Origin of the sequence: Streptomyces sp. NPDC090077 (genome assembly GCF_044747545.1) — a bacterium.
Taxonomy (GTDB): Bacteria; Actinomycetota; Actinomycetes; order Streptomycetales; family Streptomycetaceae; genus Streptomyces.
In genome coordinates this window covers 22480-45992 of sequence record NZ_JBIVEG010000033.1, presented here as the reverse complement: position 1 = coordinate 45992, position 23513 = coordinate 22480, and the positions used below count along the sequence as shown (strand labels likewise).

24 protein-coding genes are annotated in these 23513 nt (G+C 71.8%); 8 read left to right on the top strand and 16 right to left on the bottom strand.

The annotated features are described in order from the left end of the window. Positions 1–4: 4 nt before the first annotated feature. Entirely contained in the window at positions 5–1261 is a 1257-nt protein-coding gene (locus ACIPW5_RS34245) for an MFS transporter (RefSeq protein ID WP_401253624.1), read from the bottom strand. A 107-nt stretch (positions 1262–1368) separates the two neighbouring features. Between ACIPW5_RS34245 and ACIPW5_RS34240 the strand changes: the two genes are divergently transcribed. Then, positions 1369–2256 (top strand): winged helix-turn-helix transcriptional regulator, encoded by an 888-nt coding sequence (locus ACIPW5_RS34240; protein ID WP_401253543.1) that lies wholly within the window; start codon positions 1369–1371, stop codon positions 2254–2256. A gap of 211 nt (positions 2257–2467) precedes the next feature. Here the strand turns inward: ACIPW5_RS34240 and ACIPW5_RS34235 are convergent, their stop codons facing one another. Together ACIPW5_RS34235 and ACIPW5_RS34230 are read right to left on the bottom strand one after the other, a co-directional pair. Next, entirely contained in the window at positions 2468–2998 is a 531-nt protein-coding gene (locus tag ACIPW5_RS34235; RefSeq protein ID WP_401253540.1) for a TetR/AcrR family transcriptional regulator, read from the bottom strand. After that, positions 2998–3321 (bottom strand): DMT family transporter, encoded by a 324-nt coding sequence (locus ACIPW5_RS34230; RefSeq protein ID WP_401253537.1) that lies wholly within the window; start codon positions 3319–3321, stop codon positions 2998–3000. Before ACIPW5_RS34230 ends, ACIPW5_RS34235 begins: the two co-directional genes overlap by 1 nt. 106 nt (positions 3322–3427) lie before the next feature. On the opposite strand from ACIPW5_RS34230, the gene ACIPW5_RS34225 reads away from it, so the two are divergent. Continuing rightward, positions 3428–4282 (top strand): hypothetical protein, encoded by an 855-nt coding sequence (locus tag ACIPW5_RS34225; protein WP_401253535.1) that lies wholly within the window; start codon positions 3428–3430, stop codon positions 4280–4282. Here ACIPW5_RS34225 and ACIPW5_RS34220 read toward each other — a convergent pair. The 10 genes from ACIPW5_RS34220 to ACIPW5_RS34175 all read right to left on the bottom strand — a co-directional run bounded on the left by ACIPW5_RS34220 (position 4269) and on the right by ACIPW5_RS34175 (position 13286). Then, a complete protein-coding gene (locus tag ACIPW5_RS34220) occupies positions 4269–5576 on the bottom strand; it encodes a hypothetical protein (RefSeq protein WP_401253622.1) in 1308 nt (435 codons plus the stop codon). The genes ACIPW5_RS34225 and ACIPW5_RS34220 overlap by 14 nt on opposite strands. Positions 5577–5796: 220 nt before the next feature. After that, a complete protein-coding gene (locus ACIPW5_RS34215; RefSeq protein ID WP_007263433.1) occupies positions 5797–6141 on the bottom strand; it encodes a metal-sulfur cluster assembly factor in 345 nt (114 codons plus the stop codon). Then, complete coding sequence (gene sufU / locus ACIPW5_RS34210; protein ID WP_401253531.1) at positions 6138–6599, bottom strand: Fe-S cluster assembly sulfur transfer protein SufU; 462 nt, start codon at positions 6597–6599, stop codon at positions 6138–6140. The genes ACIPW5_RS34215 and sufU overlap by 4 nt, the downstream gene beginning before the upstream one ends. A gap of 22 nt (positions 6600–6621) precedes the next feature. Further along, entirely contained in the window at positions 6622–7878 is a 1257-nt protein-coding gene (locus tag ACIPW5_RS34205; protein ID WP_401253528.1) for a cysteine desulfurase, read from the bottom strand. Beyond that, positions 7875–8639, bottom strand: coding sequence for a Fe-S cluster assembly ATPase SufC (gene sufC / locus ACIPW5_RS34200; RefSeq protein WP_046775390.1), 765 nt, complete (start codon positions 8637–8639; stop codon positions 7875–7877). Before sufC ends, ACIPW5_RS34205 begins: the two co-directional genes overlap by 4 nt. 7 nt (positions 8640–8646) lie before the next feature. Next, positions 8647–8964: a bifunctional 3-phenylpropionate/cinnamic acid dioxygenase ferredoxin subunit gene (locus ACIPW5_RS34195; protein WP_350911841.1), complete on the bottom strand. Its 318-nt coding sequence runs from the start codon at positions 8962–8964 to the stop codon at positions 8647–8649. Beyond that, complete coding sequence (gene sufD / locus ACIPW5_RS34190) at positions 8964–10142, bottom strand: Fe-S cluster assembly protein SufD (protein WP_125817107.1); 1179 nt, start codon at positions 10140–10142, stop codon at positions 8964–8966. Before sufD ends, ACIPW5_RS34195 begins: the two co-directional genes overlap by 1 nt. 83 nt (positions 10143–10225) lie before the next feature. Further along, positions 10226–11641, bottom strand: coding sequence for a Fe-S cluster assembly protein SufB (gene sufB / locus ACIPW5_RS34185; RefSeq protein ID WP_401253523.1), 1416 nt, complete (start codon positions 11639–11641; stop codon positions 10226–10228). Further along, complete coding sequence (locus ACIPW5_RS34180; RefSeq protein WP_401253619.1) at positions 11638–12375, bottom strand: helix-turn-helix transcriptional regulator; 738 nt, start codon at positions 12373–12375, stop codon at positions 11638–11640. Before ACIPW5_RS34180 ends, sufB begins: the two co-directional genes overlap by 4 nt. 119 nt (positions 12376–12494) lie before the next feature. Next, complete coding sequence (locus ACIPW5_RS34175) at positions 12495–13286, bottom strand: formate/nitrite transporter family protein (RefSeq protein WP_401253521.1); 792 nt, start codon at positions 13284–13286, stop codon at positions 12495–12497. Positions 13287–13409: 123 nt separating this feature from the next. Here ACIPW5_RS34175 and ACIPW5_RS34170 point away from each other — a divergent pair, with 123 nt between their 5' ends. The 4 genes from ACIPW5_RS34170 (at position 13410) to ACIPW5_RS34155 (ending at position 17342) form a co-directional block, all read left to right on the top strand. Then, entirely contained in the window at positions 13410–14336 is a 927-nt protein-coding gene (locus ACIPW5_RS34170; RefSeq protein WP_401253518.1) for an ABC transporter ATP-binding protein, read from the top strand. Beyond that, complete coding sequence (locus ACIPW5_RS34165; protein ID WP_401253515.1) at positions 14333–15100, top strand: ABC transporter permease; 768 nt, start codon at positions 14333–14335, stop codon at positions 15098–15100. The genes ACIPW5_RS34170 and ACIPW5_RS34165 overlap by 4 nt, the downstream gene beginning before the upstream one ends. A gap of 111 nt (positions 15101–15211) precedes the next feature. Continuing rightward, positions 15212–16348: a hypothetical protein gene (locus tag ACIPW5_RS34160; protein ID WP_401253512.1), complete on the top strand. Its 1137-nt coding sequence runs from the start codon at positions 15212–15214 to the stop codon at positions 16346–16348. Positions 16349–16352: 4 nt separating this feature from the next. Continuing rightward, the gene (locus ACIPW5_RS34155; RefSeq protein WP_401253509.1) at positions 16353–17342 is read left to right on the top strand and encodes a heme A synthase; all 990 of its coding nucleotides are present in this window, start codon (positions 16353–16355) and stop codon (positions 17340–17342) included. Positions 17343–17370: 28 nt separating this feature from the next. Here ACIPW5_RS34155 and ACIPW5_RS34150 read toward each other — a convergent pair whose 3' ends face one another. From ACIPW5_RS34150 to ACIPW5_RS34140, 3 genes are all read right to left on the bottom strand, one after another. After that, complete coding sequence (locus ACIPW5_RS34150) at positions 17371–18465, bottom strand: amidohydrolase family protein (protein WP_401253507.1); 1095 nt, start codon at positions 18463–18465, stop codon at positions 17371–17373. Between the two features lie 149 nt (positions 18466–18614). Then, on the bottom strand, positions 18615–18983 hold the full coding sequence (locus ACIPW5_RS34145) for a hypothetical protein (protein WP_401253504.1): 369 nt from the start codon (positions 18981–18983) through the stop codon (positions 18615–18617). Between the two features lie 24 nt (positions 18984–19007). After that, on the bottom strand, positions 19008–19949 hold the full coding sequence (locus ACIPW5_RS34140; RefSeq protein WP_401253501.1) for a heme o synthase: 942 nt from the start codon (positions 19947–19949) through the stop codon (positions 19008–19010). Between the two features lie 320 nt (positions 19950–20269). On the opposite strand from ACIPW5_RS34140, the gene tkt reads away from it, so the two are divergent. Together tkt and tal are read left to right on the top strand one after the other, a co-directional pair. Further along, the gene (gene tkt / locus ACIPW5_RS34135; protein ID WP_401253499.1) at positions 20270–22357 is read left to right on the top strand and encodes a transketolase; all 2088 of its coding nucleotides are present in this window, start codon (positions 20270–20272) and stop codon (positions 22355–22357) included. A 36-nt stretch (positions 22358–22393) separates the two neighbouring features. Then, positions 22394–23512, top strand: a complete 1119-nt coding sequence (tal, locus tag ACIPW5_RS34130) for a transaldolase (RefSeq protein ID WP_401253496.1) — start codon at positions 22394–22396, stop codon at positions 23510–23512. Position 23513 lies beyond the last annotated feature (1 nt).

The window sequence follows — 23513 nt, the reverse complement described above, 5'->3', positions numbered from 1 at the left end:
AAACCTAACCGGCGACGGGCCGCGGTCGCGAACCGGTCTCATGTGCCGGGCGCGCGGCGTGTCGCTCCGCGCGCCGCCGGACGGCGCTCGCCTCGGTGCGGTGCCGGGCCAGGACGACCGCTCCGGCGCCCGCGGCCAGGGCCGCGCACAGCGGCCACAGCAGGCCGGGGGCGGCAGCGTAGAGGGCACCGCCGGCGGGCGGGGCGAGGACGGTGCCGCTGACCGAGACCCCGGCGTACAGGCTCTGGAAGCGGCCCACGGCGTGCTCGGGGGCCTGGTCGGCGACGTAGGCGGTGGCGGTGGTCTTGTAGAGGATCTCGCCGAGGCTGAGCAGCACCATCATCGCGACGGCGGTCGCCATCCCGGCCCCGAGGAGCAGCGCCGCGTACCCGGCGCCGACCAGCACCAGCCCGCTGCCGATGACCGCCAGTGGCGGCCGGTCCCGCAGGGCGACGGCGGCGGGCAGTTCCAGCAACAGGATGACGGCGCCGTTGACCGCGACGATCAGCCCGAAGGCCCGTACGTCGAGGCCGTGGTCGGCGAGGAAGACGGGGAAGACGGAGTACTGCTGGCGGTAGACCACGTCCGTGACCAGGATCGCGCCGAGCAGCACCAGGACGGCGGGGCGCGCCCGCAGTGCCGCCCACACCCCGCCGCGGCCCAGACCCCCGTCCGGGGCCGCGGCCGGGGTGCGGGTGGCGCCGCGCGCCGGGACGACGCGGGCGGTCCAGCAGGCGAAGAAGAGAGTGCCGAGGCCGTCGGCGAGGAAGAGCCAGTCGTACGAGAGCCCGGCGGCGATCAGGGCCCCGAGCGGCGGGCCGAGGGTGAAGCCGCCGTTGGAGACGCAGCGGACGACGGCGAAGGCCTGGCGGCGGGCCCCCTCGGGCACGGTGACGGCCACCAGGGCGGAGTTGGCCGCCCGGACGACGCCCGAGGCGTACTGGGCGAGCGGCAGGGCGGCGTACAGCAGCGGGGTGGGCAGCAGCGGGAAGGACATCAGGGCGAGTCCGCCGAGGGCGGAGGCGGCGAGCAGCACGCGGCGGTGGCCGAAGCGGTCGCCGTACCAGCCGCCGGTGAAGTTGCCGGCGACGAGTCCGATGCCGCCGATGCCGGTGGCCAGGCCCGCCCCGGCGGCGCCGAGGCCGCGCGGGCCGGTCAGCCAGAGGAAGACGAAGACGAAGGTGAAGCTGACGACGGCATTGACGAAGACCCCCGCAGCCAGCAGCCACACGACCCTCGGTACGTCCTTGAACCCCTGCAGCACACCCGTGTCCCCCGTGTCGGTCCCTGGCCAGGTCCTGGTCAGTTCCTTTTGGGAACGGACTATGTCAGCATGACAGCCTTGGGTCAACGGACAAAGGAGTTCCCATGGCCCAGCGCACGCACCTCGGCGACGCGGACTGCTCCATCGCCCAGGCCCTCGACGTCGTGGGCGACTGGTGGACGCTGCTGATCGTGCGGGACGCCGCGCGCGGCCTGCACCGCTTCGACGAGCTCCAGCGCGAGCTGGGGATGTCCCGGAAGGTGCTCGCCGAGCGGCTGAAGCTGCTGGTCGAGGCCGGAGTGCTGACGCGCGAGCCGTACCAGGAGCGCCCGGTGCGGCACGAGTACCGGCTGACCCCGCGCGGGCGGGGGCTGCTGCCGGTCCTGGTGGCCCTCCAGGACTGGGGAGACACCTGGGTCCTGGGAGAGGGAGAGATGACGGCGACGACCGAGGAGTCCTCGAAGGAGGCCGGACGCGTCCACGCGCTGCGCGGCACCCGGCTGCCCGAGCTGCTGCTGCCGGACCGTTTCGGCGAGCTCCGCGACCCGGTCGCGGACACCCCGTTCACCATCCTGTACTGCTTCCCCGGCGCCTACGCCCGGGCCGAGTCCTACCCGCCCGGCTGGGCCGGGATCCCCGGCGCGAAGGGCTGCACGCTCGAATCGTGCACGTTCCGCGACCAGCTGGCGGAGTTCGCCGCGGCCGGCGCCACCGTGCACGGGATCTCCACCCAGCGGCCGGACGAGCAGCGGGAGTTCGCCGAGCAGGAACGGCTGCGCTTCCCGCTGCTGTCGGACGCCGGACTGGACCTGGTGACGGCGCTGCGGCTGCCGACGTTCCGCGCGGCGGGGGTGAGCCGGATCAAGCGGCTGACGCTGGTCGTGGACCGGGAGCGGGTGGTGCGGGAGGTGTTCTACCCGGTGAGGGACATCGAGGCCGGTGTGGCGGCGGCGCTGGCGGCCGTACGCTCTGCCGGGCGCTCCGCGGGCTAGCGGGCCCGGGGCGGCGCGGGCGCGGTCCGGCGCGGGTGGCCGCTGCGCGGGGCCGGGTCCCCTACCCGCCCTTCGCCCGTTCCCTGGGGGCTCCGCCCCCAGACCCCCGCGCCTCAAACGCCGGCGAGGCTGGCATAGATCCAGCCCGCGCTGGGGGAGTTTGAGCGCACCGGGCGGGGAGGGGCAAGCCCCCCCTGGACCCTCGCCGGGGCTAGGCGAGGACCCGGGTCAGGATCTCGCGGGCGTAGGGCTCCTCGTACGGGGTGCCCGTCAGCAGGACCTGGAGGCTGATGCCGTCCATCACCGCCACCAGCGCCCGCGCCGTGACCGGGTCGGTGTGCTCCGCCAGGGCGGTGGACACCGCCTCGCACCATTCGGCGGCGACCGGCCGCAGTGCAGGGCGGCGCAGGGCGGCCAGGTAGAGCTCGTACTCCAGCTCCGCCCGGCCCCGGTCCGCGTCCAGGATCTCCCCCAGCAGCCGCGCCAGCGCACCGGCGAGGTCCTCGCCCTCCCGCACCGCCAGCGCGGGCGCGCACTCCTCGTTGGCCTGTCGCAGGGCGGCCACCAGCAGGTCGTCCAGGGTCTTGAAGTGGTAGGTGGTCGAGCCCAGCGGGACGTCCGCCTCCGCCGCCACGCTGCGGTGGCTGAGCCCCGCGATCCCCTTGGCCCCCACCACCCGGATCGCGGCGTCGATGATCCGCTGCCGGCGGTCGGGGTCGTGGCGGCGCGCTCCGGCGGCCATCAGTGGGACGCCCCGCCCAGGTTGAGCAGCACGACGCCGCCGATGACCAGCGCGATCCCGGCGATCTTCGCGGCGGTGGCGGCCTCCCCCAGGAACACCATCCCTATCGCGGCGATGACGGCGGTGCCGACCCCGGCCCAGATCGCGTACGCGGTGCCCACCGACATGGACTTGAGCGTCTGGGCGAGCAGGGTGAAGGCGATGGCGTAGCCCACCAGGGTGCCCAGCGAGGGCCACAGCCGGGTGAAGCCGTCGCTGTACTTCATGGCGGTGGTCCCGGCGACCTCCGCGGCTATGGCCATGGCGAGCAGTACGTAGGGCATGTGTACGACAGTACACATCGATGCGTACACATGTACACACGCACGTCCGGTCACACCCGCGCGCAACGGGGCTACGGTGTCCCCCTCAGGGGACGGGGGGCCGCTCATGGCGCAGCATTGGACCCACGCGGGCGGCGGCTGGCTGCCCCCGCAGCGGCCCCGTCCCGGTGTGGTGCCCCTGCGGCCCCTGGGGCCCGGGGACATCCTCGGGGGTGCTGCCGCCACCCTGCGCCGCTACGGCGGGACCCTCTGCGGGGCGCTGCTCCTCGGCCAGCTCGCGGGGGCCCTGCTGGTCGCCGCGGCGGCCGGGGCGGCGACCCTGGCCTCCCTCAGCCGCCGCTCCGGCAGCCGGGTCTTCGTCTGGACCCTGTTCCCGGCGGCCGCCCTGTTCCTGCTGTTCACCTGCGCCCTGGCCGCCGCCCTGATCGCGGCGCTGCTGCGCCCGGCGGTGCTCGGCCGCGCGGTGACCGTGCCGGGGCTGCTGCGGGCGGCGCTGGCCCGGACCCCGGCCGTCCTCGGCACCCAGCTGCTGGCGCTGCTGGCCGCGGCGGCCCCGGTCGTGGCGGCCGGGGCCGCCGGGCTGCCGGTGCTCGCGCTGCTGCCGCTGGTCCCGGTGGCCCTGTGGCTCGGGGTGCTGTTCGCCCTGGCGCCCACCGCCGCCGGGTACGAGGGGCTCGGGCCGGTCGCGGCGCTGCGGCGCTCGGCGCTCCTGGTGCGGGGCGCGTGGTGGCGGGCCTTCGGGGTCACGGCCCCGGCGGTGGCGTTCACCTGCGCGGCCGGGTGCGCGCTCCAGGCCTGGTTCGGCCTGGCCGGGGCACTGTCGGCGCTGGTGCTGCTGCCGGCCTTCCCGCAACTGCCCGCCGGGCTGCTCTACGTGGACCGGCGGATCCGCCGCGAACACCTCGCCGAGGCGCTCGCGGCGGACCCGGGGCCGGCCGGACCCGGGGTCAGTTCAGGGTGAACCAGGCCGCGCGGGCCTTCTTCCACTCCGGGTGCGTCAGGTCCTTGGCCTCGGTGCCGTCGCCGTACAGGTCGGCGGAGCCGCTGTCGGTGACCACCTGCACGCGGGCACCGGGGGCGTTCAGGTCCGGCACCTCCACGACGGCCTCCCAGCCGCCGGGGTCGGTGGTGGGCAGGTCGGCCCGCTTGACGGGGGCGTGGCCCGGGACGCCGTCCCACTGGTAGAGGGCGTACGGGTCGGAGTTGTCGTCGGCCGCCCAGGAGCCGGCCAGGATCAGGTACTGGCCGGCGGCGTTCTTCTTCAGGTCCCGCACCGACAGTCCGCCGAGGTCGAGTTCGACGCCCGCGCCGAAGACGGCCTTGGCACCGCTGGACAGCACCTGGTCGAAGTTGGTGACCGGCACCAGCAGGGCCTTGCCGCCGGGCACGGCCGGCGCCAGCGGGGCGCGGAAGCCCAGGTAGGCGGTGGTAGTGGAACCGGGGGCGAACTCCAGTCCCTCCACGTTGAACCCGTCGATCTGCTTCGGCGCCTCCCCGGCGGCGGTGCCCGCCGCGAAGCCGTACCGGTTGCCGTTCGCCTTGTCCCAGGCGACCAGGTCGTCGCGGAGCTTCTTGTACGAGCGCCCGTACGCGAGCTGCGTGCCCGCGCCGGAGCCGCTGACGGTGGTGGTGAACACCGTGTTGCGGGGCGCCTTGTACTCGCCGTCCTTGTTGTTGCCGAGGGAGCCGGTCCAGTAGATGGTGTTGCCGACCCGGGTGGCGCCCTCGATGTCCACCTCCTTGGTGACGCCGAGCTGGGAGCTGAAGTCCCAGGTGCGCACGGGGGCGGCGGAACGGGAACGGTCGTACAGGCGCAGCACGTTGTTCTCGTCGTCGGCGACCACGGTGTACCCGCCGCCGACGTCGACGGCGGCCGAGGTGTCGGAGGCACCGCTGAAGTAGCGGGCGTCGGCCGGGTTCTGGACGGCGGCGGAGGCGGCGTAGGAGAGGGTCTTGACGGCGGTCTTGCCGCCGAGCCCGGTGACCTTGATCGTCAGGTTGGTGTAGCCGCGGGCGTGCGCGGTGACGGCCAGCTGCCGCACGGCCCCGGTGCCGGTGACGGTGACGTCCCCGGTGCCGGCGACGGAGGCCTTGCTGGAGGCCGAGGCGCTGACGGTCAGGGCGGAGGCGTCGGCGCCGCTCTGCCCGACGGTGACGTCGACGGTCTGGTCGCCGACCCCGTTCACGGAGCCGGACAGGTAGCCGGCGGACAGCGAGATGGTCGGGGTCCCGTAGGTGACCGCGTGCGCGGGCATGACCGTCGCGGCGACGATCAGTGCGGCGGTGCCCGCGGCGCCCGCGATGCCGAGCTGCTTCTTCAAGGTGACGTCCTCTCCTTCACGGCGTCACGCTGTGACGGCCGTCGAGAAGATTCGGCCACCGCGGCCAACTCCCGGTGCACGTCACACGACGGCCCGGAGAACAGGGAGGGCCCCCGGCACGACCGTGCCGGGGGCCCTCACGCGAACGCGTCGCTCAGACGTTGAAGCCGAGCGCGCGCAGCTGCTCACGGCCGTCGTCCGTGATCTTGTCCGGGCCCCACGGGGGCATCCAGACCCAGTTGATGCGGAGCTCGTTGACGATGCCCTCGGTCGCCGACTTCGCCTGGTCCTCGATGACGTCCGTCAGCGGGCAGGCCGCCGAGGTCAGGGTCATGTCGAGGGTGGCGATGTTCGCGTCGTCGATGTGGATGCCGTAGATCAGGCCCAGGTTGACGACGTCGATGCCCAGCTCGGGGTCGACCACGTCGTAGAGGGCCTCGCGGACCTCTTCCTCGGTGGCCGGCTTGATCGACGCCTCGGGCGTCGCGTTCTCGGTCATGCCGTCTTCCTCTCCGCGTCGCCCAGCACCTGGGCGGTCGCGTCCTTCCACGCCATCCAGCTCAGCAGAGCACACTTCACGCGCGCCGGATACTTGGAGACACCGGCGAACGCGACCGCGTCCTCCAGCACCTCCTCCATCTCCTCGTCCGGCTCCAGCTTGCCCTTGGACTGCATCAGCTCCAGGAACACGCCCTGGATCTTCTGCGCCTCGGCGAGCTCCTTGCCGACCAGCAGCTCGTTCAGCACGGACGCGCTGGCCTGGCTGATGGAGCAGCCCTGGCCCTCGTAGGAGACGTCGGTGAGCGTCTGCCCGTCGTACTTCACGCGCAGCGTGATCTCGTCGCCGCACGTCGGGTTGACGTGGTGCACCTCGGCGTCACCCTCGCGCAGGCCACGCCCGTGCGGGTGCTTGTAGTGGTCCAGGATCAGTTCCTGGTACATCGAATCCAGCTTCACAGCCTCGTCCTCGTCGCCTTCGTCAGCCGAAGAAGTTCCGTACGTGCTCCAGCCCGTCGATCAGCGCGTCGACCTCGGCGGGAGAGGAGTACAGGTAGAAAGACGCTCGCGTGGTCGCCGGAATTCCGTACCGCAGGCACACGGGGCGGGCGCAGTGGTGTCCCACGCGGACCGCGATGCCCTGCTCGTCCAGCACCTGGCCGACGTCGTGCGGGTGGATGTCACCGAGCGTGAAGGAGATCGCGGCACCGCGGTCCTCGGCCGTGGTCGGGCCGATGATCCGCAGGTCGGGGACCTCCAGCAGGCGCTTCACCGCGTACTCGGTGATCGCGTGCTCGTGCGCGGCGATGTTCTCCATGCCGATCGAGGTCAGGTAGTCCACGGCCGCGCCGAGGCCGACGGCCTGGGCGATCGGGGGCGTGCCGGCCTCGAACTTGTGGGGCGCCGGGGCGTACGTGGAGGAGTGCATCGAGACGGTCTCGATCATCTCGCCGCCACCGAGGAACGGGGGCAGGTCCTCCAGGAGCTCCTGGCGGCCCCACAGGACGCCGATGCCGGTCGGGCCGCACATCTTGTGGCCCGTGAAGGCCACGAAGTCGGCGCCGAGGGCCTGGACGTCCAGGGGCATGTGCGGAGCGGCCTGCGAGGCGTCGATCAGGACGAGCGCCCCGACCTCCTGGGCGCGGCGCACGATCGCCTCGACCGGGTTGACCGTGCCCAGGATGTTGGAGACCAGCGTGAAGGAGACGATCTTCGTCTTCTCCGTGATGACCTCTTCGATGTTGGACAGGTCGAGCCGGCCGTCGTCGGTGAGGCCGAACCACTTCAGCTTCGCGCCGGTGCGCTGCGCGAGCAGCTGCCACGGGACGATGTTGGAGTGGTGCTCCATCTCCGTGATGGCGATCTCGGTCTCGCGGTCGACCCGGTAGGGCTCGTCCGCCCAGCCGAGCATGTTCGCGACCAGGTTGAGCGACTCCGAGGCGTTCTTGGTGAAGATCACCTCGTCGCGGCTCGGGGCGTTGATGAAGGCGGCGACCTTGTCGCGGGCGCCCTCGTACAGTGCCGTGGCCTCCTCGGCGAGCACGTGCACGCCGCGGTGGACGTTGGCGTTGTGCCGCTCGTAGTACGCGTTCAGCGCGTCGAGCACCTGGCGCGGCTTCTGCGAGGTCGCCGCGTTGTCCAGGTAAACGATCTTCTTCCCGTCGTGGACCACACGATCCAGCAGGGGGAAGTCCTTGCGGATCGCCTCGATGTCGAGGAGGCCAGGCAGCTGTGTCACGCGGTCGCGCCACCCTTCACGTACTTGTCGTAGCCCTCGTTCTCGAGCTGGTCGGCGAGCTCGGCGCCGCCGGACTCGGCGATGCGGCCGTTCGCGAACACGTGCACGAAGTCGGGCTTGATGTAGCGCAGGATGCGCGTGTAGTGGGTGATCAGCAGGGTGCCGACCTCACCGGTCTCGCGGACGCGGTTGACGCCCTCGGAGACGATGCGCAGGGCGTCGACGTCCAGACCGGAGTCCGTCTCGTCGAGGATCGCGATCTTCGGCTGCAGGAGCTCCAGCTGGAGGATCTCGTGGCGCTTCTTCTCACCGCCGGAGAAGCCCTCGTTGACGTTGCGCTCGGCGAAGGCCGGGTCCATCTGGAGCTGCTCCATCGCGGACTTGACCTCCTTCACCCAGGTGCGCAGCTTGGGGGCCTCGCCGCGGATGGCGGTGGCGGAGGTGCGCAGGAAGTTGGAGACCGAGACGCCGGGGACCTCGACCGGGTACTGCATGGCGAGGAAGACGCCGGCGCGGGCGCGCTCGTCGACGGACATCTCCAGGACGTCTTCGCCGTCGAGGGTCACGGTGCCACCGGTGATGGTGTACTTCGGGTGACCGGCGAGGGAGTACGCCAGGGTGGACTTGCCGGAGCCGTTGGGGCCCATGATGGCGTGCGTCTCACCCTGCTTGACCGTCAGGTCGACACCCTTGAGGATCTCGCGGGCGCCGTTCTCGGCCTCGACGGAGACGTGCAGGTCGTGGATTTCAAGCGTAGCCATGGGTACCTCAGGACTCCTGGGTGAGGGAGACGAGCACGTCGTCCCCTTCGATCTTGACGGGGTAAACGGGGACGGGGCGCGTCGCGGGCAGACCGGAGGGCTTGCCGGTGCGCAGGTCGAAGGCCGACCCGTGCAGCCAGCACTCGATCATGCAGTCCTCGACCTCACCCTCCGAGAGCGAGACGTTCGCGTGCGAGCAGATGTCGTTGATCGCGAACACCTCCCCCTCGGTGGAGACGATGGACACCGGCGTGCCGTCGAGTTCCACCCGCTTGGGGGTGTCCTCCTCCAGCTCGCTCAGCGCACAGGCCTTGACGTACGTCATCAGACGGCCGCCGCCAGCTCGGCCTCGATCTTGGCGATGAGGCGCTCCTCGATGTCGGCGACACCGATCTGCTGGACGAGCTCGGCGAAGAAGCCGCGCACGACCAGGCGGCGGGCCTCGTCGGCCGGGATGCCGCGGGCCTGGAGGTAGAAGAGCTGCTCGTCGTCGAAGCGGCCGGTCGCGGAGGCGTGGCCGGCGCCGACGATCTCGCCGGTCTCGATCTCCAGGTTCGGCACCGAGTCGACGCGCGCGCCGTCCGTCAGGACGAGGTTGCGGTTCATCTCGTAGGTGTCGGTGCCCTCGGCGGTCTTCTCGATGAGCACGTCACCGATCCAGACGGCGTGGGCCTCCTGGCCCTGGAGCGCGCCCTTGTAGACCACGTTGGACTTGCAGTGCGGGGCGTCGTGGGTGACCAGGAGGCGGTGCTCCTGGTGCTGGCCGGCGTCCGTGAAGTACACGCCGAGCATCTCGGCCTCGCCGCCGGGGCCCGCGTAGCTGACGCGCGGGTGCAGGCGGACCAGGTCGCCGCCGAAGGTCACGACGACGGACTTGAAGCTGGCGTCGCGGCCGATGAGGGCGTTGTGCTGCGAGGTGTGGACCGCGGTGTCGTCCCAGTCCTGGACGGACACGAAGGTCACCTTGGCGCCGTCGCCGACGAGGATGTCGACGTTGGCGGCGCGGACGCCGTCACCGGTGTGGTCGATCACGATGATCGCCTCGGCGAAGGGCTTGATGTCGAAGACGGTGTGCCCGAAGGTCGTGCCGCCCTCGCCGTGGAGCGCGACCCGGATGGGCTCGGCGAGCACGGTCTCCTTGGGCACGGTGACGACCGTGGCCTTGGCGAACGAGGAGAAGGCCTGCGCCGCGACGCGGTCGACGGGGGTGCCGGCCTTGCCGATCCGCTCGTCGCCGCGCTCGACGGACTCGACCGTCACGCCCTCGGGGGCGTCGATCTGGGCCTTCATGGTGCCGTTGGCGACCGCGGTGCCGTCGTGCAGGCCCTTGAGGCGGGCGAGCGGGGTGAACCGCCACTCCTCCTCGCGGCCGTGCGGAACGGGGAAGTCGGCCACGTCGAAGGACGGGGGCGCGCTCATCCGGGTGGCGACGGTGGACTCGGCGGCCACCGCGATCGCGCCGGCGGTGGTGGAGCCCGCCGGAATGTTCTGAGCCTCAGCCATGGCTGTCGTCTTGCTCTCTTCCATACGTGTGACGAATGTGCTGCGGGACGGGGGCGGCCGGGGTGAGCCGGCCGCCGTCGGGGTTAGCCGACCGAGCCCTCCATCTGCAGCTCGATGAGCCGGTTGAGCTCCAGCGCGTACTCCATCGGCAGCTCCTTCGCGATCGGCTCGACGAAGCCGCGCACGATCATGGCCATGGCCTCGAACTCGGTGAGGCCGCGCTGCATCAGGTAGAAGAGCTGGTCGTCGGAGACCTTGGAGACGGTGGCCTCGTGGCCCATCGTCACGTCGTCCTCGCGGACGTCCACGTAGGGGTAGGTGTCCGAGCGGGAGATGGTGTCGACGAGGAGCGCGTCGCACAGCACGTTGGACTTGGAGCCCGCGGCGCCCTCGCCGATCTCGACCAGGCCGCGGTAGGAGGTGCGGCCGCCGCCTCGCGCCACCGACTTGGAGACGATGTTGGAGGAGGTGTTCGGCGCCATGTGGACCATCTTGGAACCGGCGTCCTGGTGCTGGCCCTCGCCCGCGAAGGCGATGGACAGGGTCTCGCCCTTGGCGTGCTCGCCCATCAGGTAGACGGCCGGGTACTTCATGGTGACCTTGGAACCGATGTTGCCGTCGATCCACTCCATGGTCGCGCCCTCGTACGCCACGGCGCGCTTGGTGACCAGGTTGTAGACGTTGTTCGACCAGTTCTGGATCGTCGTGTAGCGGCAGCGGCCGCCCTTCTTCACGATGATCTCCACCACGGCGCTGTGCAGCGAGTCCGAGGAGTAGATCGGGGCGGTGCAGCCCTCGACGTAGTGGACGTAGGCGTCCTCGTCGACGATGATCAGCGTCCGCTCGAACTGGCCCATGTTCTCCGTGTTGATGCGGAAGTAGGCCTGGAGCGGGATGTCCACGTGGACACCCTTGGGGACGTAGATGAAGGAGCCGCCCGACCACACGGCGGTGTTCAGCGACGCGAACTTGTTGTCGCCGACCGGGATGACCGTGCCGAAGTACTCCTGGAAGAGCTCCGGGTGCTCCTTGAGCGCGGTGTCCGTGTCGAGGAAGATCACGCCCTGCTCCTCCAGGTCCTCGCGGATCTGGTGGTAGACGACCTCGGACTCGTACTGGGCGGCGACACCGGCGACGAGGCGCTGCTTCTCCGCCTCCGGGATGCCGAGCTTGTCGTACGTGTTCTTGATGTCCTCGGGCAGGTCCTCCCAGGAAGCGGCCTGCTTCTCGGTGGAGCGCACGAAGTACTTGATGTTGTCGAAGTCGATGCCGGAGAGGTCGGAACCCCAGAGCGGCATGGGCTTCTTGTCGAAGAGCCTGAGGCCCTTGAGCCGGAGGTTCAGCATCCACTCCGGCTCGGACTTCTTCGCCGAGATGTCGCGGACGACGTCCTCGGACAGACCCCGCTTGGCAGCGGCACCGGCCGCGTCGGAGTCGGCCCAGCCGTACTCGTAGTTGCCCAGACCCTCGAGCTCAGGGTGAGCAGTCTCCGTGGTCATGCGGGGTTCCTCCCGGCCGTACTTGCAGATGCTGATGTGTCGGTCTGTGTCGCGCTTCGCGGGATGAACGTGGTGCACACCCCATCGCCGTGGGCGATCGTGGCCAGGCGCTGCACATGCGTCCCGAGCAGGCGGGAGAAGACCTCGGTCTCCGCCTCGCAGAGCTGCGGGAACTGCTCGGCGACGTGCGCGACCGGGCAGTGGTGCTGACAGAGCTGTTCACCGCTGTGCGGACCGGGAGCGCTCTTCGCCGTAGCAGCGTACCCGTCCGCGGTCAACGCCTTGGCCAGGGCCTCGGTGCGGGCCGCGGGGGCGGCCGCCTCCACGGCTTCCCGGTAGGTCCGCGCCTGTGTCTCCATCCGCGCCCTCGCGAAGGCGGCGACGGCCGCCTCGCCCTCGTCGCCCCCGCCGACGGACTGCGCGATCCAGCGCAGGGCGTCCGCCGCGAGGGTGTCGTAGGACTGGTCGAAGGCGTCACGGCCACAGTCGGTCAGCGCGAAGACCTTGGCGGGCCGGCCCCGGGTGCGCGTGCCGTACACACGCTGCTCACGGGGTGCGACCACGTCGTCGGCGACGAGCGTGTCGAGGTGGCGGCGGACGGCGGCCTGGGTGAGGCCGAGGCGCTGCGCGAGGTCGGCGACGGTGGAGGGGCCGTGGTCCAGGATGGACCTCGCGACCCGGTTGCGGGTTGACCGCTCCCCGGTCGCGAGTTCCCCCTGGGGGGCCTCGCTCATCCGTTCGCCGTTTTTCACAACGCCATTGTTGCGTAATTAAGTGAGCCCCGACAAGCCGTGACGGACGCCACGCCCGGTGGCGTCCATCACTAAGGGTTACCTTATTTATCTACGGAGAGTTAATCGGTAGATGGAATTCCGTTTCCGCGGTAAGCCCCTCCGGTGAACCAGTAGACGGCTCCCACCAGCAGACCTCCGCCCACGACGTTCCCCGGCACGGTGAACATCAGGTTCCGGAAAAGATCACCGAATGACGCCGCCCCGTCCAGGACCGCGAGGCTGAAAAGAGCCATGTTGGCGACGCAGTGTTCGAAACCGACGGCGACGAATACCGCCACCGGCAGCCAGAGCACGAAGATCTTGGCCGCGTCGCCCCTGGCCCGGGTGAACATCCACACGGCCAGGCAGACCAGCATGTTGCACAGGACCGCCCGCCAGAACAGCTGCCCCCCGCCGAGCCCCGTCTTACCGTGCACCAGCTCCGCGAGCATCGCCCGGGCCGACGGCGCCGACGTCACCCCCGAGGCGTGCACCATCGCCGCGAAGGCCATCGCCCCGGCCAGGTTCCCGGCCAGCGACAGCGCCCAGGACGCGCACAGGTCCCGGGGCCCGGTCCGCCCGGACAGCGCCCCGACCAGCATCACCATCACGTTGCTGGTGAAGAGCTGCGCCCCGGCGAACATCACGATCGTGAGCGCCACCGGGAAGAGCGCCCCCTCCAGCAGCTTCACCGCCGCCGACCCCTGGGCCACGAAGGGCGAGACCGCCACGAGCAGGAGCACCTCGCCCACCCCGATGTAGGCGCCCGCGAGGACCGCCGAGACGAAGTACCGCGAGGGGTGGCCCAGGTCACGGGCCTTGTGCACGGCCTGCCCGGAGGTGGCCTCGACGTTCTGCGCGATGCTGTCCACCCCTCAGACGCTAGGGCCCCGCACCTCCCGGAACGCCCCGAAAAGGTCACGAACCCGCGGGCCCCTCACCCCGCCCACCCCAGGACCAAGGCCCCCTTCCCGGGCTCCGTAGACTCAGTCACCATGAGCAACGACCCCGCCGTGGAGATCCGCGGACTGGTGAAGCGGTACGGCCCCAAAACGGCGGTGGACGGCCTGGACCTCACCGTCCCGCGCGGCTCCGTCACCGCGGTCCTCGGCCCCAACGGCGCGGGCAAGACCACCACCGTGGAGACCTGCGAGGGCTACCACCGCCCCGACGCCGGCACCGTCCGCGTCCTCGGCCTCGACTCCGTCGCCCAGGCCGAGCGGCTGCGCCCGCGCATCGGCGTGATGCTCCAGTCCGGCGGGGTCTACTCCGGCGCCCACGCCGTGGAGATGCTGCGCCACGTGGCGAAGCTGTACGCCGACCCCCTCGACGTCGACACCCTCGTGGAACGCCTCGGCCTCGGCGGCTGCGGCCGCACCACGTACCGCCGGCTCTCCGGCGGCCAGCAGCAGCGGCTCGCCCTGGCCATGGCCGTCGTCGGCCGCCCCGAGCTGGTCTTCCTGGACGAGCCCACGGCCGGCCTCGACCCGCAGGCCCGCCGCGCCACCTGGGAACTGGTGCGCGAACTGCGTACGGACGGCGTCACCGTCGTCCTCACCACCCACCACATGGACGAGGCCGAACAGCTCTCCGACGAGGTCGCCATCGTGGACGCCGGCCGGGTCATCGCCCACGGCAGCCCCGAACAGCTGTGCCGGGGCGGCGCCGAGAACACCCTGCGCTTCACCGGCCGCCCCTCCCTCGACCTCGCTTCCCTGCTGAAGGCCCTGCCCGACGGCACCCAGGCCGCCGAGCTCACCCCGGGCGCCTACCGCGTCACCGGCGACGTGGACCCGCAGCTGCTGGCCACCGTCGCCTCCTGGTGCGCCCAGCACGGGGTCATGCCCGACAGCCTCTCCGTGGAGCGGCACACCCTCGAGGACGTTTTCCTGGAGCTGACCGGTAAGGAGCTGCGCGCATGAGCGTCGGTACGTTCACCCCCCGGCCGGGGGCCGCGCCGGTGTCCCGGATGATCTGGGCGCAGACCGCGCTGGAGACCCGGATGCTGCTGCGCAACGGCGAGCAGCTGCTGCTGACCGTGATCATCCCGGCCCTGCTCCTGACCCTCTTCTCCGCCGTCGACATCGTCGACACGGGCGAGGGGAAGGCCGTCGACTTCCTGGCCCCGGGCGTCCTCGCGCTCGCCGTGATGTCCACCGCCTTCACCGGCCAGGCCATCGCCACCGGCTTCGACCGCCGCTACGGGGTGCTCAAGCGGCTCGGGGCCTCCCCGCTGCCGCGCTGGGCGCTGATGACCGCCAAGACCCTGTCGGTGCTGGTCACCGAGGTGCTCCAGGTGGCCCTGCTGACGGTGATCGCGCTCGCGCTGGGCTGGTCGCCGCACGGGAACCCGCTGTCGGTCGCCGTGCTGCTGCTGCTCGGCACGGCCGCGTTCTCCGGGCTCGGGCTGCTGATGGCGGGCACCCTCAAGGCCGAGGTGACGCTGGCCGCGGCGAACCTGGTGTTCCTGCTGCTGCTGGTCGGCGGCGGGGTGATCGTGCCGCTGGAGAAGTTCCCCGGCGCCGTGCAGTCCGTGCTCGGCCTGCTGCCGATCTCGGCGCTGTCCGACGGGCTGCGCGAGGTGCTCCGCAACGGGGCCGCGCTGCCCTGGGCCGACGCGGCCGTGCTGGGCGTCTGGGCGGTCCTGGGGCTGGGCGCCGCCGCGAAGTGGTTCCGCTGGGAGTGAGCCGGGCCACCCCGTGCGGCCCGCTCCACCGGGAGTGAATCGGCGCCCGGGATCGTTGGTTCCGCGGGAGGGTGACCAGCCTCCACACATCGGAACGCCGGGGGACGTGGCATGGCTCAGCGGGAGGCCGCTCTGCGGCTGGACGGACAGTGGGCGCGGATCCGGTCGGGGGACGAGGACGCCGGGCCCGCCGAGAGCGAGCGGCTGCTGCGGGAGCTGATCGCCGCGCTGCGCGAACCCGCGCAGACCGACCCGGAGTGCGCCGCCCGGCTCGGGCTGCGCCTGGGCGACCTCGCGGCACGCCGGTTCGGGGGCGGTGACCGGGCCGGGGCGCTGGCCGCGGTGGAGGAGGGGCTCGGCCACGCGCGCCGGGCCGCGCCGCACGCGCCGGAGTACGCCCGCTGGTACGCCCGGGCCCTGATCAACCAGGGGGTCTGGCTGGCGTGGCCGCTGAGCGACGGCGCCCGGCTCCCCCGGCACCCGCTGGGCGCGGGCGGCGAGAGCGGCCCGGGGGCGATGGAGCGGGCGGCCGGCGAGCGGGCCCGTGACGTGACGCGGGCCGCCGTCGAGGTGTGGGCCGGGCTGGACCAGGAGGACCCGGTCAACCGGCGGGGGCTCGCGCAGGCCAAGGTGTTCCTCGCGGACCGGCTCGCGGAGCTGGGGGCGGCGGCGCAGGCGGTCGCCTGGGCGGTGGACGCCGAGGCCGGGTTCCGCCGGCTGCTGCTCGCGGACCCCGGGCCGGAGGCCGCCCAGGAGGCCGAGGAGGCCCTGGACCACGTCGGCCGCCAGCTGGAGCTGCGGCTGCGCTTCCTCGACTTCGACGCGCTGGCCGGGCTCCGGGCCGACGGGCTGCTGCCCGAGCGGCTGCTGCCGCAGGCGGTGGCGGCCGCCCTGATCCAGGGCGTGCCCGAGGCGGTGATCGGGGGCCGGCTGGGGCTGGACGCCGATCAGGTGGCCACGATCCTGGAGGTGACCCCCTGGCTCGCGGTGTGGCGGGTCGAGGTGCGGGGCGCCGACGGGCTGTGGAGCGTACAGCCGGAGCCGTGGCGGGGTGCGGCGCAGGTCCGGGGGCTGACCGCCGAGGAGGTGGGGACCGACCTGGTGCGGGGGTTCGCGGCCTCCCCGCTGCACCCCGGCGAGGGCGGTCTGTGGCGGGTGCTCGTGTGGTGGCACGAGGAGGGGGACCCGGCAGGGGCCCGGTTCCGCTCGATGCTCGGGCCCGACGCTCCCGCCGGTACCCCCTCGTGAAACTTTGCACAAGGCGCCGCATACGATAGGCGCCGTGTTGAACCCATTCGCATACATCGCCGACCGCTGGACGCCGTCACCCCGGACCGTCCGGCGGGCCGCGTCCGCCGCGCTCCTGATGAGCGTGGCCATCATCGTCACCGGCGGCGCGGTGCGGCTGACCGGATCCGGTCTCGGCTGCGACACCTGGCCCAAGTGCACCGACGACAGCCTCGTCGTCACCCAGGCCCAGGGCTTCCACGGACTCATCGAGTTCGGCAACCGGATGCTGACGTACGTGCTGAGCGCGGCCGTCGGCTGGTTCATCCTCGCGGCACGCGCGGCCAAGCCGTGGCGGCACTCGCTGACCAGGCTCGGCTGGACCCAGTTCGCCCTGGTGATGTCCAACGCGGTCCTGGGCGGCATCACCGTCCTGACCGGGCTCAACCCGTACAGCGTCGCCGGGCACTTCCTGCTCGCGACCGGCCTGATCGCGGTCACCACCGTCTCCTGGCAGCGCACCCGCGAGGGTGACGGCGCCCCCCGGCCGCGCGTGCCCGGGCCCGTGCGCAAGCTGTCGTGGGCGCTGATCGCCACCACCCTCGTGCTGATCGCGGCGGGCACCGTCGTGACGGGCTCCGGTCCGCACGCCGGTGACAAGAGCGAGATCAAGCGCATGCCGTTCGACTGGGCGGCCACCGCCCACGTGCACGCCATCGCCGCCTGGCTGGTCTGCGCGCTCGCCGTCGCGATGTGGCTGGTGCTGCGCGTGGTGGACGCCCCCGTCGACACCCGGGCGCGCGCCCGCGACCTGCTGGTCGTCCTGCTCGCCCAGGGCGCGATCGGCTACGTGCAGTTCTTCACGAAGCTGCCCGAGGTGCTGGTCGCCGCGCACATGCTGGGCTCCTGCCTGGTGTGGATCGCGGTGCTGCGCGTGGCCCTGAGCCTGCGCGAGCGCTCGGCCGACCCGGTCGAGGCCCCGGCCCGGGACGAGGAGCAGCTCTCGGCGGTCTGACGCCGCCCCGCCGGCAGCGCCGGTGCCGTCAGCCGCGCTCGTCGAGCCGGTAGACGCGCCGGGCGTTGCCGGCCGCGAGCATCCCCGCGACGCGCTGCGCGTCCTGCCAGGACCAGGCTCCCTCGGTGACCCAGCCCCCCAGGACCCGGCCGAGCGCCTCGCGGAACACCAGGGCGCCCACCGCGTGCAGCTCCGGCAGGTTCCGCCCGCCGCTGGAGTAGAGCAGCTTGCCGAAGGGCGCGAGTTCCAGCAGTTCCGCCAGTACGGCGGCGGCCCGCGCCCCCGTGCGGGCGAGGGCCGGGCCGAGGTCGGCGTGGACGTGCGGGTGCTCCGCCGCCAGGCGGGCCGTCTGCCGGTGGTACGGGTACCCGCCGCTCAGCACCAGCCGCGCGCCCAGGCCCGCGGTGGCGCGTACGAACCCGTCCAGCGGCCCGGGGTCGGTCCCGCCGGTGTGCAGCTGGAGCGGCAGTCCGGAGGCCACCGCGCTCCACACGAGGTGCCTCAGGAGCACGGGGTCCCGCAGCTCCCCTCCCCTGGTCCGCCCGGCCAGCCAGCGCCCGGCGGCCGCCCGGACCTCCCCGGGACCGGGCGGCTGCGGGTCTGCCGCCAGGGCGGCCGCGGATCCGGTACGGGCCCCGCAGGCGAAGCCGACGGCTCCGGCGGCGGCGTGGTGGACGGCTCCGGCGAGGTTGGCGAGGAACGCGGGGACGGTCCCGGAGGTGTCGGCGGCCTGCTCGGCCAGTAACTCCAGCCGGACCACCTCGTAGGCCTCGGCGGCACCGGCGAGGGCCAGTTCCTTGGGCCCGGTGAGGTCTCCGGGGGCTCCGGTGTCGACGAGGTACGCGCCCGTCCCCGAGCCCCGCAGCAGCCGTCTGGTGCTCTCGGCGGTGCCGAGTTCGCGCCGCCGGGCCAGGTAGCGGGCGGGCGGGCAGTGCGGCTCCAGCCCGAGCAGGGGCGGACACCAGCGGCGCACGGCGAAGCCGGTCTGGGTGTCGAAGGAGGTGGTACCCGGGGCGGGCGGGCCGGCCGAGCGGTGCAGCTGGGCCTCGAAGGTGGCGATGCCCAGCTCCGTGCGGAGCACTCCGCGGCAGTGCTGGTCCACCAGGGGCGGCGTTTCGATCATCCGGTCATCCCGTTGCGGACGTGGGGAAGCGGCTTCCACACGTCCTAACGGGTGAGCGGGGTGTGAAGTATTGCCCGCTCTGTTGACCGACCCCTGACCGACACGCGCGTTCGAGGATCCGGGCGGCCGGGGATTCCGTCGCCGGGGCCTCAGGCCGCCGGGTTGGCGGGGCCGCCGATCTGGATGCCGGCCATCCGCGTCCACTCGTACGGGCCGGTCCTGACCCGGGCGGCGAACTCCCCGTCGAACTCCTCGTGGAGGGTCAGCCCGGCCTGTTCGACGGCGAGCTGGGCCACGGCGTACGTCGGGGCCACCAGGTCGCCCCAGCCGCCGTCGGTGCCCACGAGCACGATCCGGGTGCCGGCCTGGCCGATGTGCGCGAGGTGGCCCTCGGCGCCGCCGTGCTGCTTGGCGAACGCGCCGATCTGCCGGGCCAGCTTCGCGGCCGTGCGGCTCTGCTTCTTGTCCGCGGGCGCTGCGGCCCCGGAGGTGTCTGCGGTGTCTGCGGTCTCTGCCATGGACGGAATGCTACCGGCGAGTAATCAGCGGAGGAAGGGATCCACGGCGACGGCGACGAAGAGGAGCGACACGTAGGTGATCGACCAGTGGAACAGCCGCATCTCCTTGAGCTTCGCGCCCGTCACCCCGGCCTTGGCCCGGGCGCTCAGCGCGTGCGCCTCCCACAGCCACCAGCCGCCGGCCAGCAGCGCGACCGAGGTGTAGAACCAGCCCGTGTACCCCAGCGGGGTCAGCAGCAGCGAGACCGCCACCATCACCCAGCTGTAGAGGACGATCTGGCGCGCCACGGCCTTGTTGCCCGCCACCACCGGCAGCATCGGCACGCCGACCCGCGCGTAGTCGTCCTTCACCTTCATGGACAGCGGCCAGTAATGCGGCGGCGTCCAGAAGAAGATGACGAGGAAGAGGATGACGGCGGCCCAGGAGACCTCGTTCTTCACCGCCGACCAGCCGATGAGCACCGGCATGCAGCCGGCGATCCCGCCCCAGACGATGTTCTGCGCGGTGCGCCGCTTCAGCAGCATCGTGTAGACGACCACGTAGAAGAGGAGCGCGCCGAGCGCGAGGGCGGCCGACAGCCAGTTGATCAGCAGGCCGAAGAACAGCGTCGAGACGACGCCGAGCGAGATGCCGAAGACCAGGCACTCGCGCGGGCTCACCATGCCGGTCACCAGCGGACGCTGCGACGTGCGGTCCATCAGCGCGTCGATGTCGCGGTCGATGTACATGTTCAGCGCGTTGGCGCCGCCCGCGGACAGGTAGCCGCCGAAGCAGGTGGCGAGCACCAGCCACAGCGACGGCACGCCCTGTTCCGCCAGGAACATCACCGGCACTGTGGTGATCAGCAGAAGTTCGATGATCCGCGGCTTGGTCAAAGCCACGAAAGCCATGACCCGGGCCCCGAACGGCCGGTGACCGGGGCTCGTCCCGAGCACCGCCGCTGGACGGGATTCGACGGCCGTCACGCACACCCCTGAGAGAGAATCCAGCAAGCTTCCGAAGCGATGCCTCCGGTAAATGAAGGCTCGGTAAAGGCTTGCGCGTACCACGCCACTGTAGACGTAGCTCTTCCCTCGCCCCGCGCGGGGGTCGCCTCGTGTTGAGCCGATCGGACCGATCACAAGATCACCGACGGCGCATCCCAGGTGAACGGCGGACACCGGGACGGCGACGCACTGCGTGCACTCGAATAGCCGCACGCCCTGGCGGGGGTAGGCTCGGAATCGCGCCGGTGTCACCGTTCGTCACCGGCAAAACAACATGTGGAGAGGAGCCCTGACCAACGGTGAGCACCAAGCCGACCACCCCAGAGCTCGAGTGGACCGAACTGGACCAGCGGGCCGTCGACACCGCCCGCATCCTGGCCGCCGACGCGGTCCAGAAGGTCGGGAACGGACACCCCGGTACGGCGATGAGCCTGGCCCCCGCCGCGTACACGCTTTTCCAGAAGGTCATGCGGCACGACCCCTCGGACCCGGAGTGGGTCGGGCGTGACCGTTTCGTGCTCTCCGCGGGGCACTCGTCCCTGACTCTTTACACCCAGCTCTACCTGGGCGGGTTCGGTCTCGAGCTGGACGACCTCAAGGCCTTCCGCACCTGGGGCTCCAAGACCCCCGGCCACCCGGAGTACGGCCACACGGCCGCCGTGGAGACCACCACCGGCCCGCTGGGCCAGGGCATCGCCAACGCGGTGGGCATGGCCATGGCCGCCCGCTACGAGCGCGGCCTGTTCGACCCGGAGGCCGCCGAGGGCGCCTCCCCGTTCGACCACATGGTCTACGCGATCGCGGGCGACGGCTGCCTCCAGGAGGGCATCTCCCACGAGGCGTCCGCCCTGGCCGGCCACCAGAAGCTCGGCAACCTGGTGCTGCTGTGGGACGACAACCACATCTCCATCGAGGGTGACACGGAGACGGCCGTCTCCGAGGACACCCTGAAGCGCTACGAGGCGTACGGCTGGCACGTCCAGCGCGTCCAGCAGCAGGAGAACGGCGACCTCGACCCGAAGGCCCTGTTCGCCGCCCTCCAGGCCGCCAAGGCCGAGACCGGCCGCCCGTCCTTCATCGCGGCCCGCTCGATCATCGCCTGGCCCGCCCCGCACGCCCAGGGCACCGAGGCCTCCCACGGCTCGGCCCTCGGCAACGACGAGGTCGCCGCGACCAAGCGCGTGCTCGGCTTCGACCCGGAGCAGACCTTCGAGGTCTCCGACGCGGTCCTCGGCCACACCCGCGGTCTGGTCGACCGGGGCCGCGACGCCCGCGCCGCCTGGGAGAAGGAGTTCTCCGCCTGGCGCTCCGCCAACCCCGAGCGCGCCGCCTCCTTCGACCGCATCCAGGCCAACGAGCTGCCCGAGGGCTGGGAGGACAAGCTCCCCGCCTTCGAGACCGGCAAGGGCGTCGCCACCCGCGCCGCCTCCGGCAAGGTCCTCGAAGCCCTCGGCGCGGTCATCCCGGAGCTGTGGGGCGGCTCGGCCGACCTGGCCGGCTCCAACAACACGACCATCGACAAGAACTCCTCGTTCCTGCCGGTGGGCAACCCGCTGCCGGAGGCCGACCCGTACGGCCGCACCATCCACTACGGCATCCGCGAGCACGCGATGGCCGCCGTGATGAACGGCATCACCCTGCACGGCCACACCCGCATCTACGGCGGCACCTTCCTGGTGTTCTCCGACTACATGCGCAACGCCGTCCGCCTGTCCGCGCTGATGCACCTGCCGGTGACGTACGTGTGGACGCACGACTCCATCGGCCTCGGCGAGGACGGCCCGACGCACCAGCCGGTCGAGCACGTCGCCTCGCTGCGCGCCATCCCGGGTCTGAACGTCGTCCGTCCGGCCGACGCGAACGAGACCGCCGTCGCCTGGCGCGAGATCCTCAAGCGCCACACGAAGGTGTACGGCAAGGGCGCCCCGCACGGCCTGGCCCTCACCCGCCAGGGCGTTCCCACCTACGAGCGCAACGAGGACGCGGCCAAGGGCGGCTACGTGCTGTTCGAGGCCGAGGGCGGTCCCGCCCAGGTCGTCCTCATCGGCACCGGCTCCGAGGTGCAGCTCGCCGTCGCCGCCCGCGAGGCGCTGCAGGCCGAGGGCGTCCCGGCGCGCGTGGTCTCGATGCCCTCCGTCGAGTGGTTCGAGGAGCAGACCCAGGAGTACAAGGACAGCGTCCTGCCGCCCTCGGTGAAGGCGCGAGTCGCGGTCGAGGCCGGCATCGGCCTGACCTGGCACCGTTACGTCGGGGACGCGGGCCGGATCGTCTCGCTGGAGCACTTCGGTGCCTCGGCCGACGGCGCCGTCCTGTTCCGCGAGTTCGGCCTCACCGCCGAAGCCGTGACCGCAGCCGCCAAGGACTCCCTCACCGCCGCCGCGCGCTGAAGACCGGCACCTGAACCAGTAGGAGATGTAATTCCCATGGCAGACGCACTCAAGCGCCTCTCCGACGAGGGCGTGGCGATCTGGCTGGACGACCTGTCCCGCAAGCGCATCACGTCCGGCAACCTCGCCGAGCTCATCGACCAGCAGCACGTGGTCGGTGTCACCACCAACCCGTCGATCTTCCAGAAGGCCATCAGCAGCGGCGACGGCTACGAGCAGCAGCTCGCCGACCTCGCCGCCCGCAAGGTCACCGTCGACGAGGCCATCCGCATGATCACGACGGCGGATGTCAGGGACGCCGCCGACATCCTGCGCCCGGTCTTCGACTCCACCGACGGCCAGGACGGCCGCGTGTCGATCGAGGTCGACCCGCGCCTGGCGCACAACACCACGGCGACCATCGCCGAGGCCAAGCAGCTCGCCTGGCTGGTGGACCGCCCGAACACGCTCATCAAGATCCCGGCGACCGAGGCCGGCCTGCCGGCGATCACCGAGGTCATCGGCAGGGGCATCAGCGTCAACGTCACGCTGATCTTCTCGCTGGAGCGCTACCGCGCGGTCATGGACGCGTACCTGGCGGGCCTGGAGAAGGCGAAGGCCGCCGGCCTGGACCTCTCCGAGATCCACTCGGTCGCCTCCTTCTTCGTGTCCCGCGTGGACAGCGAGATCGACAAGCGCCTCGACGGCGTGGGCACCGACGAGGCCAAGGCCCTGAAGGGCAAGGCGGCCCTCGCCAACGCCCGTCTGGCCTACGAGGCGTACGAGGAGGTCTTCTCCTCCGAGCGCTGGGCGGCCCTGGACCGGGCGCACGCCAACAAGCAGCGCCCGCTGTGGGCCTCGACCGGCGTCAAGGACCCGGCGTACAAGGACACCCTGTACGTGGTGGACCTGGTCGCGCCCGGCACCGTGAACACCATGCCCGAGGCCACCCTGGAGGCCACCGCCGACCACGGCGAGGTCTCCGGCGACACCATCCGCGGCACCTACGAGCAGTCGCGCGCCGAGCTGGACGCGGTCGCGAAGCTGGGCATCTCGTACGACGATGTGGTGCAGCTGCTCGAAGACGAAGGCGTCGAGAAGTTCGAGGCGTCGTGGAACGACCTGCTGAAGTCGACCGAGGCGGAGCTGAAGCGCCTCGCCCCCGCGGAGGACTGAG